Source organism: Domibacillus mangrovi (assembly GCF_001906925.1).
Taxonomy (GTDB): domain Bacteria; phylum Bacillota; class Bacilli; order Bacillales; family Domibacillaceae; genus Domibacillus; species Domibacillus mangrovi.
This window is the reverse complement of record NZ_MRWQ01000010.1, coordinates 14,571-28,773: the sequence shown is the minus strand read 5'-3', so window position 1 is coordinate 28,773 and position 14,203 is coordinate 14,571. Positions and strand designations below refer to the sequence as shown.

General features: G+C 41.1%; 14 protein-coding genes. 10 read left to right on the top strand and 4 right to left on the bottom strand.

Translation table 11 applies throughout. From position 1 onward, the window contains the following. Positions 1 to 23: 23 nt before the first annotated feature. Both motA and motB read left to right on the top strand, forming a co-directional pair. Complete coding sequence (motA, locus tag BLL40_RS11680) at positions 24 to 827, top strand: flagellar motor stator protein MotA (RefSeq protein ID WP_073712085.1); 804 nt, start codon at positions 24 to 26, stop codon at positions 825 to 827. After that, positions 814 to 1,581: a flagellar motor protein MotB gene (gene motB, locus BLL40_RS11675; RefSeq protein WP_073712084.1), complete on the top strand. Its 768-nt coding sequence runs from the start codon at positions 814 to 816 to the stop codon at positions 1,579 to 1,581. Before motA ends, motB begins: the two co-directional genes overlap by 14 nt. A 140-nt stretch (positions 1,582 to 1,721) precedes the next feature. Here motB and BLL40_RS11670 read toward each other — a convergent pair whose 3' ends face one another. Next, the gene (locus tag BLL40_RS11670) at positions 1,722 to 1,943 is read right to left on the bottom strand and encodes a DUF1128 domain-containing protein (RefSeq protein ID WP_073712083.1); all 222 of its coding nucleotides are present in this window, start codon (positions 1,941 to 1,943) and stop codon (positions 1,722 to 1,724) included. 97 nt (positions 1,944 to 2,040) lie between these two features. Continuing rightward, on the bottom strand, positions 2,041 to 3,390 hold the full coding sequence (locus BLL40_RS11665; protein WP_073712082.1) for an alanine/glycine:cation symporter family protein: 1,350 nt from the start codon (positions 3,388 to 3,390) through the stop codon (positions 2,041 to 2,043). A 193-nt stretch (positions 3,391 to 3,583) separates the two neighbouring features. Between BLL40_RS11665 and BLL40_RS11660 the strand changes: the two genes are divergently transcribed. Next, positions 3,584 to 3,934: a hypothetical protein gene (locus BLL40_RS11660; protein ID WP_073712081.1), complete on the top strand. Its 351-nt coding sequence runs from the start codon at positions 3,584 to 3,586 to the stop codon at positions 3,932 to 3,934. Positions 3,935 to 3,952: 18 nt separating this feature from the next. Further along, positions 3,953 to 4,798: a YihY/virulence factor BrkB family protein gene (locus tag BLL40_RS11655; protein WP_083566503.1), complete on the top strand. Its 846-nt coding sequence runs from the start codon at positions 3,953 to 3,955 to the stop codon at positions 4,796 to 4,798. A 39-nt stretch (positions 4,799 to 4,837) separates the two neighbouring features. On the opposite strand, the gene BLL40_RS11650 is transcribed toward BLL40_RS11655, so the two are convergent. Next, the gene (locus BLL40_RS11650; protein ID WP_073712080.1) at positions 4,838 to 6,745 is read right to left on the bottom strand and encodes a heavy metal translocating P-type ATPase; all 1,908 of its coding nucleotides are present in this window, start codon (positions 6,743 to 6,745) and stop codon (positions 4,838 to 4,840) included. A 230-nt stretch (positions 6,746 to 6,975) separates the two neighbouring features. On the opposite strand from BLL40_RS11650, the gene BLL40_RS11645 reads away from it, so the two are divergent. From BLL40_RS11645 to rlmD, 6 genes are all read left to right on the top strand, one after another. Beyond that, a complete protein-coding gene (locus BLL40_RS11645; RefSeq protein ID WP_073712079.1) occupies positions 6,976 to 7,356 on the top strand; it encodes an OsmC family protein in 381 nt (126 codons plus the stop codon). 82 nt (positions 7,357 to 7,438) lie between these two features. After that, positions 7,439 to 8,500 carry a calcium/proton exchanger gene (gene cax, locus BLL40_RS11640; protein ID WP_073712078.1) on the top strand — a complete coding sequence of 354 codons (1,062 nt, stop codon included), beginning with the start codon at positions 7,439 to 7,441 and terminating at the stop codon, positions 8,498 to 8,500. 19 nt (positions 8,501 to 8,519) lie between these two features. Next, a complete protein-coding gene (locus tag BLL40_RS11635) occupies positions 8,520 to 8,699 on the top strand; it encodes an SE1561 family protein (protein ID WP_073712077.1) in 180 nt (59 codons plus the stop codon). Between the two features lie 358 nt (positions 8,700 to 9,057). After that, positions 9,058 to 10,572, top strand: coding sequence for a fumarate hydratase (locus BLL40_RS11630; RefSeq protein WP_173799926.1), 1,515 nt, complete (start codon positions 9,058 to 9,060; stop codon positions 10,570 to 10,572). Positions 10,573 to 10,730: 158 nt separating this feature from the next. Further along, entirely contained in the window at positions 10,731 to 11,456 is a 726-nt protein-coding gene (gene pdaA, locus BLL40_RS11625; RefSeq protein WP_245797948.1) for a delta-lactam-biosynthetic de-N-acetylase, read from the top strand. Positions 11,457 to 11,520: 64 nt separating this feature from the next. Further along, positions 11,521 to 12,888: a 23S rRNA (uracil(1939)-C(5))-methyltransferase RlmD gene (gene rlmD / locus BLL40_RS11620; RefSeq protein WP_073712074.1), complete on the top strand. Its 1,368-nt coding sequence runs from the start codon at positions 11,521 to 11,523 to the stop codon at positions 12,886 to 12,888. Between the two features lie 370 nt (positions 12,889 to 13,258). On the opposite strand, the gene BLL40_RS11615 is transcribed toward rlmD, so the two are convergent. Further along, entirely contained in the window at positions 13,259 to 14,179 is a 921-nt protein-coding gene (locus tag BLL40_RS11615; RefSeq protein WP_073712073.1) for a TIGR01777 family oxidoreductase, read from the bottom strand. Between the last annotated feature and the right edge of the window lie 24 nt (positions 14,180 to 14,203).

Here is a 14,203-nt window from a genome sequence, read left to right as displayed (position 1 = left end):
TAGAAATAGGATGGAGATAGAATATGGATAAAGCATCGCTCATTGGAGTCTTATTAGGCCTTATTGCAGTAGGTATTGGCATGATTATGAAAGGGGTAAGCCCTCAAGTTCTTATTAACCCGGCCGCTATTTTGATCATTATTTTAGGAACGATCGCCGCGGTAACTATTGCGTTTCCAGGATCGGAGTTAAAGAGAGTGCCGAAGCTATTTGGTATTTTGTTTAAAGAACAAAAACTGATGACCATACAGGAAGTCATTTATTTATTTACAGGGTGGTCGGAACTTGCACGTAAAGAAGGACTTCTTTCACTAGAAACAAAAATGAATGAAATTGACGATGACTTTTTGAAAAATGGACTTAGTTTAGCTGTTGATGGACAAAGCGCAGACTATATTCGGGACGTCCTTAGTGAAGAAATAGCTGCTATGGAAGACCGCCACCTTGCAGGCGCAGCTATTTTTTCGCAAGCAGGGATGTATGCTCCGACACTAGGAGTACTCGGTGCTGTAATAGGATTGATTGCTGCACTTGGAAATATGAGCGATACCGATGCACTTGGACATGCTATTTCAGCGGCTTTCGTGGCTACTTTGTTAGGGATATTCACAGGTTATGTATTCTGGCATCCTTTTGCCAATAAATTAAAACGAAAATCACTATTAGAAGCAAAAGTAAAAGAAATAATGATTGAAGGTATTTTGTCGATTCTTGAAGGAGAAGCACCACGTGTTCTCGAGCAGAAACTTGCTTCTTATTTGCCGGCGGATGAGAAGAGAAAGTTATTGAACTCATCAGAAGGAGAAGATGGATATGGCGAAACGTAAAAAGAAAAGATCTGACAACCATATTGATGAATCTTGGCTTCTCCCGTATTCTGATTTATTAACGCTTCTACTCGCTCTTTTTATCGTCCTATTCGCCAGTAGCTCCATTGATGCTCAAAAATTTCAGGCTATTTCGGCTGTTTTCAATAATGAGTTGAAAGGTGGAAGCGGTGTTCTTGAATTCCCAAGTCCAATAGAGAATGACTCCAAGTCAGAAAAGGAAACAGAGCGCCAACAACTAAATGGGCTTGAGAAAGAAGATCGCGAAGAATTGATTAAAATGCAAGAAAAAATGACACATTATATTAATGAAAATAATTTGCAAGATAAAGTGGAGACCACATTAAATGGGGAAGGACTGCTGCTTCGTATTCGTGATAATGTGCTTTTTAATTCAGGCTCAGCAGAAATTCAACCGGAACAGGTGGTCAGTGCGCAGGGAATTTCAGAACTGCTCGTCATGGACATCCCGCGCAGCATCATTATTAGCGGACATACGGATAACGTACCAATTAAAACGGCTGAGTTTGATTCCAATTGGGAACTTAGCGCAATGCGGGCTGTAAACTTTATGAAAGAGATTTTAAAAAATGAGAAGCTGGACCCACGTTTGTTTAGCGCGAAAGGATATGGCGAATATCAGCCGAACGTTTCAAATGATTTCGCATCGGGGCGTGCGCAAAATCGGCGTGTCGAAATTTTAATATTGCCTAAAGGACAGACGGATCAATCTGTACCGAAAGCAACAGAATGACAGAGTGATATTTTCACATTATCCTTTTTGTATGCCAGAGGATCTTCAGGCATTTAACCGTGAATCAATTAAATTGCTGGCTGAATAATAAAAAGCTGTCCCTAGTCGGTGATCAACGGCTAGGGACAGCTTTTTTGTTTTTACTTGCGCAAATTGCCAAGTTCTTCGGCGATCGCTTGCATTTCATTCGGGCTGAATGTATTTTTACGAGCGACGAGTTCATAAATATCTTTTAATTCTTCATAAGAAGAACTGCTAAAGTGTTCTGGACTAATCGCACCAGTATTGACCATCCGCAGTTTCTTTGTAATTGCATCGACCATGTACTGAATGTTTTCTGTTGACTTTACATTTAGATCCACTGTTATGTCACCTTTTTCATTTTTTATAATCATTCCATTGTTTTATAATCTTGTCAACAACATAAAAAGCCGACAAAATAAGTCTGATGGTTTTGCATTATACGGTGCGTTTTTCTTCTTGAATCTTTTTGAGTACCTGGTGTGTTTCAGCAACGACGACACCGGATAGTCCAAGAAGACCAATTAAATTCGGCAGGGCCATTAAACCATTCATAATATCTGAGAATGTCCAGACAAGATCAAGACTTGTCACAGCACCGACAAACACAGCAAGAACAAACACGATTCGGTAATATTTCACGATTTGTTTACTGAATAAATAAGAGAAACATTTTTCACCATAATACGCCCATCCAATAATCGTTGATGAAGCGAAGAATATTAGGCCGATCGCTACGATATAGGAACCGGAAGAACCAAGGAATGTATTAAATGAAGCTGTTGTGAGCTCGCTTCCTCGAAAACCAGAATCGTACTGACCCGCAAGAACAATTGTTAGTCCCGTAATCGAACAGATGATGATCGTATCAATAAATACTTGTGTCATGGAAACGAGTGCCTGCCGGGCCGGCAAATCTGTTTTTGCCGCAGCTGCGGCAATGGGAGCGGAACCAAGACCAGCTTCATTGGAGAATACGCCACGCGCGACACCGTAACGGATGACCGTACCGATTGCACCGCCAGCTACTGCCTCTCCCGTAAAGGCATCTGTTAAAATAAGTGCTATAGCAGCTGGGATTTCTGTAATATTCATGGACAACACGATCAAACCGGCAATCATATAAAATGAAGCCATGATTGGGATGAAGAAAGCTGAAACACGTCCGATGCTTTTAATACCGCCTAGCAGTACGAGTGCACTAAAGATGGTTAAGACAACACCTGTAATCCAAGTAGGTACGTCAAATGTAGATTTCACAACACTTGCAACAGAGTTTGCCTGTACAAGGTTTCCGATTCCAAAAGCGGCAATAGCACCGAATAAAGCGAATAAGACACCGAGCCATTTTTGGTTGAGACCACGATCCAAATAATACATCGGTCCCCCAGACATTTCACCATTTTTGTCTTGCATACGGTATTTAACAGCAAGAACAGCTTCTGCGTATTTTGTGGCCATCCCAAAAAATGCGCTCGTCCACATCCAGAACAAGGCGCCTGGACCGCCGATTAAGATAGCTGTTGCGACACCGACGATATTTCCGGTTCCAATTGTCCCTGCAAGTGCAGTCATTAGTGCCTGAAAGTGAGAAATATCGCCTTCAGCTTTCTTGTCTTGAGTTTTACTGAACGCAATCTTTAATGAATATGGAAGAAGATAAATTTGAAGAAAGCTAATCCGGAAAGTGAGATAAACCCCTGTACCAACAATTAAAATTAAGAGGGGAGGTCCCCAGATAAAAGAGCTGATAATTTCAAGTATTTTTAATAATTTATCATGATTCATAAAATCCCTCCTTAACGTCTCCTTTACTTGGTGTAATTTTACGGAAAATAAAGATAATATTTATAAAAAATGTTTTTGGCAACTTTGTGTTTCAGTTTTTAACAAAAAGGGAAAAGCTTCAACAGTAAAAAGGAAAATAGGTTGCATCAGCCGAATACATGTTGTATTGAAATAAAGAAAGGATGAATATTTAATGGGAAAAAGCAAATTTTTTGTCAGTGTAGCAGTCGGAGCAGCAGTCGGAGGTGTCATCGCACTTCTAGACCGGAATACGCGTAATGAAATGTCTTCGTGGGCTCAGTATTTAGTTGCACTTGCAAAAGATCCAGAGCAGTTAACGGCATCATCAAGGGAGTTGATCGATCGTGCAACGACAACAGCCCAAAAAATTAATGAAGATGTGTCATTCATTAAAGATAAAGTGGATAATTTGAAAGAATTGACACCGGAAGTGAAAGAGCTTGTCAATGAAACAAAAACAACTTTTGTACCGCAAGGACAAAATCCGGCGGCTTCTGCTGACAGCGCACAACCGCTGTCATAATATCGGAGGGAAGCATCTTTGGCAGAACACACAGAGAAAAAAACAGAATTTCGTATTTTCTTTAAACATTTAGTAAGGAGGATTAAAGCATCTGATGTGCCGGGTGTTGGAGCACAAATGGCATATTTTTTTCTGCTCTCTATATTCCCGCTCATGATCTTTATGGTGACCCTGCTTGGATATTTGCCACTTGATCCAAATGAAATTTTTAATATTATTAAAGATTTTGCTCCGTCGGATTCATTGAGCATGGTCCAAGATACGATTCAAGAAGTGACCTCTTCTCAAAATAGCGGTCTGTTATCTTTCGGTTTTCTCGGGACGATTTGGTCCGCTTCCAATGCGATGAATGCTGTTGTTAAAGGGCTAAACCATGCGTATGACGTGAAGGAAACACGCGCGTTTTATCATGCACGTGGCTTGTCTATTTTGCTCACGTTCGCGTTTATTTTTGTTATTGCGGTGATGCTTATTTTACTCGTGTTTGGTCAGAAAATTGGCGAATTCGCGTTTGAATTTCTTGGTATGGGTGAGCAATTTATTGTCATCTGGACATGGATTAGGTTCTTGCTTCCTCCTATTGTTTTATTCTTTGTGTTCGTCGGTCTTTATTATATGGCTCCGAACTTAAAGGTGAAATATGTGACCGTTTTTCCAGGTGCTGTATTTGCTGTACTCGGTTGGATTATTGTATCGCTTGGCTTTTCATTTTATGTCAACAATTTTGGGAATTACTCTGCTACATACGGAAGTATCGGGGGGGTCATTATCTTAATGATCTGGCTGTATTTATCGGCGATGATCATTCTAATTGGAGGTGAAATTAATGCACTCCGAAACGATCAAAAACGAGGGATGGTCTAACATAAAAAACTGGCTTGAGCGAGAAGCTCAAGCCGGTTTTTATGTTCGCTTTAAAAGGCGCAGACCATTTAAAATAACGAGGATCGTGCTGCCTTCATGTCCCAGAACGCCGAATGGCAAATCAAGCACTTGAAAGAAGTTTGAGATGATTAATAACGCGATTACTGAAATAGAGAAGATCACATTTTGTTTCACAATTCGCTGCATTTTGCGGGATAGCTTAATGGCTTCGGCAATTTTCGGCAATTCATTTTTCATTAAGACAATATCAGCCGTCTCAAGAGCTACATCAGATCCTTCACCCATCGCAATCCCGACAGATGCTGTTGCTAGCGCTGGTGCATCGTTGATTCCGTCACCAACCATTGCGACCGTACCGTATTTTTCAAGCAAGTCTTTCACATGATCTACTTTATGCTCCGGTAAACATTCGGCAATATAAGAGCCAAGAGCTGTTTCAGCGGCGATCGCTTTAGCTGTTTTTTCACTATCCCCGGTTAACATAATGGTGAAAATACCCTCATCCTGCAATATTTTCAGCGCCTGCTTCGTTTCATCACGAATGATATCTTTTAGTGCAATGACAGCTGCTATACCTTCATGATCGGCTACAAAAATCGTCGTTTTACCATCCTCAGCAAACGCTAATGACGCACCGTTCGCAAATGCGTCAGCTTCTTCTTTTCCGACAAAAGCTGCTTTCCCGATTTTCCATTCTTTTTGATCAATCGTGCCATTTACTCCCCATCCGGCGACGTCTTCAAGGTGATCAGGAGGAGAAAATGGAATCTGTTCATTTTGCACGTAACGAACGACAGCGTGAGCAAGCGGATGATTCGAGCGGCTTTCGATGGAAGCGGCTGCTTTCAATAAAGAATCACGGTTTAGTCCTTCACGGATGATCATGTCCGTTACTTCCGGTTTACCCCGTGTTAACGTACCCGTTTTATCAAACGCGATTGCTTTTACATGGCTCAAACTTTCTAAATGGGCTCCGCCTTTAAACAGAATTCCGCTGCGGGCACCGCTAGAAATAGCGGATAATGTCGCCGGCATAATTGATGCGACGAGTGCACATGGCGATGCGACAACAAGTAGTACCATCGCTCGATAAAATGTCTCTGTCCAGCTCCATCCAAGAACAAAATGAGGAAGAAACATCATGACAGCGACCACAAACAATACTACTTTTACATATGTGCCTTCGAATTTTTCAATGAACTGCTGGGACGGCGATTTTTCACTTTGCGCCGATTGGACGAGATCGATAATTTTTTGAAATAGCGTTTCATCAGATCTTTTTGTGACTTCAATGTAAACAGAACCAGTCATGTTCACTGTGCCAGCAAACACATCAGCGCCTGCTTCTTTTGATACTGGAATCGACTCACCGGTAATCGCAGTTTCATCGATCGTCGTATGTCCTTTTCTCAGGATGCCGTCTGCCGGTACACGTTCACCCGGTTTGACAACAATCATATCACCGCGTATCAATTCAGACACATGGACTTTTACTTCTATGCCACCGCGGACGAGCAACGCTGTGTCAGGCTGAATATCCATTAATGCTGATATTTCTCGCTGACTTTTATTTAACGTATAGGTTTCAAGCGCACCGCTGACAGCGAAAATAAAAATTAAAATGGCGCCTTCTGTCCAGTACCCGATCGCAGCAGAACCGGCCGCTGCCAAAATCATCAGCATTTCCACATTTAATTCTTTATTTTTAACTGTTTCTTCAATACCTTCTTTTGCTTTTGCAAAACCGCCAATGACAAATGCCGATAAATAGGCAACAACAGACATCGTTTCCATTCCATTATGGTCAAGTATCCAGCCGGTGAGAATAAGTATACCGCTGAACAAGGCAGCGATTAATTCGAAATGTGGTTTCATTTTATCGAACAGGCTAGTTCGAAGTGGAGCATTCTCAGTATAAGTGGTCATCTTATTTCCTCCTTTTTTAATTGAGAATGAAGATCATCATCAGAAAGCATATTTATCATTAAAAGTGCTTAATGATAACATCTTTCAATTAGAATAGATTCATTTTTATTTTATAATTATTATAATGTAAGTTCATTATATCATATAAATTACGCGATGCAAGAAATTTTAGTTGGTGCATTTGCATCGATTCGCTACAATAGAAACGAAACCAAAAAGGAGTGTTTAATATGGAATTTAAAATGAAAGAAAATGGATTTACCGCTGAATTCCCTTATGGAAAACTTGATATTTCAGGAGATGAGGAGTACGGTTTTCGTCCATATCAGTTGTTAGTATCATCTATAGCTGTTTGCAGCGGTGGTGTTTTACGCAAAATTTTTGCAAAGCAGCGCATTGAGATTGAAGATATGACAATTCAAACAGACGTAAAGCGCAATCCTAATGAAGTAGACCGAGTAGAAAAAATATCCGTTCATTTCATAATTAAAGGAATAGGGTTAAAAGAAGAAAAAGTAAAAAAAGCGATCGAATTAACGCGGAAAAACTGTTCGATGGTACAATCTGTTGTCCCGGCGATTGAAGTGGTAGAAACATTTGAGATAAAATAATGTTTTTTTCGTGTAAAAAAAGTAAATAGTGGGTAATGATAGATGGATATACTATTTACTTTAATTCATGGAGAGTGGAATTATGGGGAAAATATTTGCTGCATTGATTGTGGTCGGTGTGCCGCTTACGATCGCGGGGTCACTTTTGCACTGGCCGAGTGTCGCCATGTTTATTATTTGTAGCGTAACGGTTATTGCGCTATCGAGCTACATGGGGCGGGCGACGGAAAGTTTGGCAATCGTTGTTGGCCCGCGTGTTGGTGGATTGTTAAATGCAACATTTGGAAATGCAGTTGAACTTATTATATCTATTTTTGCGTTAAAAGCGGGGCTTGTAGGAGTTGTACTTGCTTCATTAACTGGTTCTGTGCTTGGAAACTTGCTTCTTGTTGCCGGGTTGTCATTTTTCTTAGGCGGCTTGAAATTTAAGAGGCAGACATTCAGTGTGCATGATGCACGGCACAATTCAGGGTTGCTTATTTTTGCGGTTGTTGTCGCGTTTGTTATTCCAGAAATTTTTTCAATATCGATGGATGAAACGAAAACACTGAATTTAAGTATCGGAATTTCAGTTGTCATGATCGTTTTGTATCTTGCCGGCTTATTATTTAAACTTGTTACGCATCGCGGTGTATATGCGGCGCTAGAAGGACATGGAAACGCAGCTCACGAAGAAGAAGAACCGGAGTGGGGAAAGAAAAAAGCGATCGGTATTTTACTTTTGGCGACTGCTGCCGTTGCGTATGTAGCGGAAAGTCTTGTTCATACATTTGCAGCAGTTGGGGAACAGTTCGGCTGGTCGGAGCTTTTTATTGGGGTCATTATCGTCGCGATTGTTGGAAATGCAGCGGAGCATGCATCAGCTATATTAATGGCAATGAAAAACAAAATGGATGTGGCAGTGGAAATTGCGGTCGGATCTACATTGCAAATCGCGATGTTTGTAGCACCTGTTCTTGTCTTAATTTCACTATTCTTCCCGACACCAATGCCACTTGTATTTACCATTCCAGAGCTTGTTTCGATGATTACAGCCGTATTTCTCGCGGTCAGCATTTCAAATGATGGGGAAACGAACTGGTTTGAAGGGTTGACACTCCTCGCCGCATACTTCATCATGGGAATCGGTTTTTACTTGCTGTAAAAGAAGGGAAGATAATGATTTGAAGCCAATCAATGACAAAGACACACAAGTTGTATACTTAAAAAAACGATTGAATATTTTCATGGAAGTACTTGATTCAATTGATCCAGAAGAAACGGAAGTGGAAGATATTGACCGCTTAATTGGAATGATTAATGACATTGAATTGAAATGTGAACAATTCCGTATACGCGGGTAAATAAGGAACGTCTCAAAACTAATTTAGTTTTGAGACGTTTTTGTATAAATAGATATAACGTATGAATAGTGATTAAAAATGTGATTAATTAGTCAAAAATTAACGACTTACTGATGCTTTTACCATTTCTATGATATCCCGTTGTAGTGACAATGTATGCATGACATATAAGGCTTGTTAATAAAGGCATTGCGATACAATAATATGTATGTAGCTTTCGATCTTACGAAGAGAGAAGTAGCTGAATTTTCTTTTAAACGTGTCGCAGGAACGATATAATAAAAACATTATTAACATTTTAAAACATAAGAATTCTCGAGGGGGAACTAAAGTGAATCACGAACAGTTACAGCAAAGTATGTATAAGTTGATTGTGGAAACATCAACAAACCTTCCAAAAGATGTCCGGCGCGCGGTAAAAGCAGCAAAAGAACGTGAAAATGCAGGCACGCGTGCGGCAATGAGTCTCGATACTATTACAACGAATATTAAAATGGCAGATGATCATATTTCACCAATCTGCCAGGATACGGGTATGCCGACGTTCAAAATTAAAACACCGGTGGGCGTAAACCAAATTCAAATTCAAAAAGCGATTTATGCGGCAATGGAGCAGGCAACGAAAGACGGGAAACTTCGTCCAAATTCGGTTGATTCATTGGATGGTTCAAACAGTGGGAATAACCTTGGCCCAGGGACTCCGGTTATTAAGTTTGAACAATGGGAAGAAGATTATATCGATGCACGTCTGATTTTAAAAGGTGGGGGCTGTGAAAACAAAAACATTCAATACAGCTTGCCATGTGAACTCGAAGGAATTGGAAAAGCTGGGCGTGACCTCGACGGTATACGTAAATGCATTATGCACTCCGTTTATCAGGCCCAGGGGCAAGGCTGTTCAGCTGGATTCATCGGTGTTGGCATTGGTGGCGACCGCTCCTCAGGTTACGATCTCGCCAAAGCACAGCTGTTCCGCGGTGTGGATGATGTGAATGAAAATGAAGACTTGCGCAAACTAGAAGAATACGTGATGGCGCATGCGAATGAGTTAGGCATCGGTACAATGGGATTTGGCGGCGAAACGACTTTACTTGGCTGTAAAGTGGGCGTTATGAACCGTCTGCCTGCGAGCTTCTTTGTCTCTGTTGCGTATAACTGTTGGGCGTATCGCCGTCTTGGTGTTTCCGTTAATACGGAAACGGGTGAAATTAACGAATGGTATTATCAGGACGGAGAAGACGTATCATTTGATACAGTACAAAAAGAAGAGCAGGAAGTAAAGTCGGAAAGCCGTGTTGTCACATTACAGGCACCGATTACAGAAGAACAGATTCGGGATCTTAAAGTTGGCGATGTCGTGAAAATTAACGGCATGATGTACACAGGACGTGACGCAATACATAAATATTTAAGTACAAATGATTCACCTGTTGATTTGAATGGGCAAGTGATTTATCATTGTGGACCGGTTATGTTGAAAGATGCAGAAGGACAGTGGCATGTGAAAGCAGCCGGTCCGACGACATCCATCCGTGAAGAGCCTTATCAAGGTGATATTATGAAACGATTCGGTATCCGTGCGGTTATCGGTAAAGGCGGCATGGGTCCGAAAACATTGCAAGCACTTGGCGAGCATGGTGGTGTTTATTTGAACGCAATCGGCGGTGCGGCGCAATATTATGCGGACTGCATTAAAGGCGTAGAAGGTGTCGACTTAATGAACTTTGGTATTCCAGAAGCGATGTGGCATCTGCGCGTTGAAGGGTTTACAGCTGTTGTCACAATGGATTCACATGGCAACAGTCTTCATGAAGAAGTCAATAAATCCTCACTTGAAAAACTGGCGAAATTTAAAGAGCCAGTATTCGTGTAATATGGAAGCCCTGGCCGTGTGCCGGGGCTTTTTTATGAAAGTATGAGCAACCATCTTTTTCTGTGATAACTTTCCACGCATTGACCATCTTTATTCAGTGCAACATATAGAAAAAAGGTGGTGGTGTATTGCGTCAAATTATTTTCTTTCTCCTCTTCATGTTTATGCTGCCAGTCATTGTTGTATCATCAGAAGCGATTCACTGGGGATTTCAAAAAGGAATGGATGGGAAGCAGGCAGAGGCCGGAAAAAACTTGGATGACCTATTGGCGAAATACGATGCTTTTTACAAAGGAAGCTCAGATGAAAAAGTTCTCTATTTAACGTTTGATAATGGATATGAAAATGGGCATACGAAATCGATTCTAGACACACTTAAAACAGAAAAGGTACCGGCCGCTTTTTTTGTAACAGGTCATTACGTGGAAAGTGCACCGGATTTGATCAAGCGAATGGTGAAAGAAGGTCATATCGTCGGCAACCATTCATGGCATCATTACGATTTGACGTCAGTACCTAACAGTACAATGATCGAAGAATTAAAACTGGTCGAAAAAGAAGTAGCGAGGATGACAAAGCAAAAAAAGACAAAATACGTTCGGCCGCCGCGTGGGATATTTTCTGAAAATGTGTTGAAAACGACGCGAAAAGAAGGGTATACGCACGTCATGTGGTCAGTTGCTTATGTGGATTGGTATGCAGATCAGCCAAAAGGAAAAAAGTATGCATATGATGAAATCATGAAGCAAATTCATCCCGGGGCGGTTATACTGCTTCATAGCGTGTCTAAAGATAATGCAGAAGCCTTGTCTAATGTTATTCGTGATTTAAAGAAACAGGGATATACGTTTCGCTCACTTGATGATCTAGCCGGTGCACGATGACCGGCTTTTTTCGATTCTTTTGATTGCACTCCGTCTGTGATAAAGTAGCAAAGAGGTGAAAAACATGAATAATCAAACAGAAATGAAAATGGGACAAACGTTTCCCCTTACAATAAAACGTCTTGGTATTAACGGAGAAGGCGTCGGCTATTTTAAGCGAAAAGCTGTTTTCGTACCGGGAGCTTTGCCCGGCGAAGAAATTACGGCAGAAGCGACAAAAGTCATGCCGAAGTTTACAGAAGCACGTATTAAAAAGCTGCGTAAAAAATCAGCACATCGCGTCACGCCTCCTTGTCTGGTCTATGATCAGTGCGGCGGCTGTCAATTGCAGCATCTTGATTACAGCGCGCAGCTTGAGGAAAAGAAAGCGATTCTCATGCAGGCACTTGAGCGGTACACATCATTGAATATTGCCGATTTGAAAATAAACGATACGATCGGGATGAATGATCCATGGCGCTACCGCAATAAAGCTCAGTTTCAAACAGGTGTTCATAGCGGAAAAGTAATTGCAGGTTTATACAGTCCGAATTCGAATAAACTTGTCGATATTCCAAAATGTATGGTTCAACACAATGTTATTGATGAAACGATTCAAATGGCGAAACAGCTTATGAACGATTTATCGATTCCAGTCTATAGCGCAAAACAAAAACAAGGTGTAAAAACGATTGTTGTCCGGACTGGAATTGAAACAGGCGACGTGCAGATAGTGATGATCACAGGAGATAAAAAATTTCCGAAAGCTGTTCTTTTTGCTGAAAAATTAATGAAGCGTGCGTTGGCAGTGAAATCTGTTATACATAATGTGAATCTGGGGAATACACATCTTGTCTTCGGTGATGTCACAAAAACAATTGCGGGAAGTGATACGATTGCTGAAAAATTAGGTGAATTTGAATACGACTTATCAGCTCGTGCTTTTTTCCAGCTCAACCCAGTACAAACGGTCAAACTGTATGATGAAGTGAAAAAGGCAGCGAATGTTTCTAAGACGGATAAAATTGCAGATGCGTATTGCGGCTCGGGGACAATCGGACTTTGGATCGGACGAGAAGCTGCAGAAGTGCGAGGCATGGATACAATAGCCGAATCGATTGCAGACGCCCGCGTGAATGCGAAAAAATATGGAGTGAAGGCAACATATGAAACCGGTCCGGCCGAAAAATGGCTGCCGAAGTGGAAACAGCAAGGCTGGGTGCCGGATGTGTTAGTGACAGATCCGCCGCGAACAGGTCTTGATCGTAAACTTATTCAAACGATTAAAGATGTAAAGCCAAACACATTTATTTATGTCTCTTGTAACCCGTCTACACTAGCCAAAGATCTTGCGGAACTCGGCAGCGTATATAACATTGAATGCATTCAACCAGTTGACATGTTCCCACAGACGGCTCATGTGGAAGCGGTTGTAACATTGAAAAGAAAATAATGAAAACTATGATTAATTAATCTCATTTTCTTGTGGATATTGGGATTAAGGTCGCTAGCCAGGCAGTTTAGTTTAATTAAGAAAATGAACATAAAAAGAAACAGTTTAGAGAATAAAGGTGTGAATTTTCTGAGTTTTCCCCATAACTAACAGGTTTATCCACAGAATGTGTATGGAAGTATCCACAAACATGACGAGGAATGTCGTTTATAGAATAGTCATTGTGATTTTTATCCACATTATCCACAGGACTGGGAAGTTATTTGTGCACAGAAAAAATGAAGAATTGACATCGTTTTCAAATTGAAAAGAACTGTTTCATAAATCGCTGAAACAGTTCTTTACCGTCTATTGAAGGCAATAGGAGGATCTATTTATCCACGCTTCCTTTGTACAGATCATCGAGTGCTCCTCTAATGAGTGGGTAATTAAATTGAAAGCCAGATTGCAACAACTTTTCTGGCATTACTTTTTGGCCATCTAAAATCAAGGTACTCATTTCACCGAGTCCAGCTCTCAGTGCAGGTGCAGGGATGAATAACCAATGTGGGCGGCCAAGCACTTTTGCGAGTGTTTTACCGAGATCATTCATACAGACAGGGTTTGGAGCAGTCACATTAACGGGACCTTGCAAGGACTCGTATTCTCCAGCAAAACGAATAGCACGTACTACGTCATTCACATGAACCCATGACATCCATTGGCGGCCTGTGCCGATTTTTCCTCCCGCAAAGAGCTTATAAGGCATGGCCATTCTTGGTAGTGCACCGTCTTCTGTCCCTAAAATGATGCCGAATCTTGTTAAAACGGTACGTATACCAGCTTTGTCTGCTTGAATCGCTTCTTCTTCCCACAGATTAACGGTATGCGTTAAAAACCCTTGCCCTAAGGCATTGGATGTTTCTTTAAATGTTTCGGTATCGGAAATCGGATAAATGCCGATTGCGCTTGCGTTGATGAGGACGTCTGGTTTTTGTGGCAACGATGTCATAATGCGGATAATTTCTCTTGTCGATGTTATTCGGCTATCTAAAATGCGTTTTTTTCGTTTCTCTGTCCACCGGCCGCTGCTGAGTGATTCGCCAGCAAGATTAATAAATACGTCAATATCATGCAGTTCATGTTCAGGCTTAGCGTCATCTGACAACCATTTTACGTAATGAATGTGGTCTCTTTCTTTCTTATTGTCTGTGTTTCGCGTTAAAATATAAACATCGTATCCATTTTGAATGAGTTCTGCTGTCAATTCTTTGCCGATAAATCCCGTGCCGCCTGCAATAGCTGCTTTCATTATGAACCCTCCGTTTCTTATATT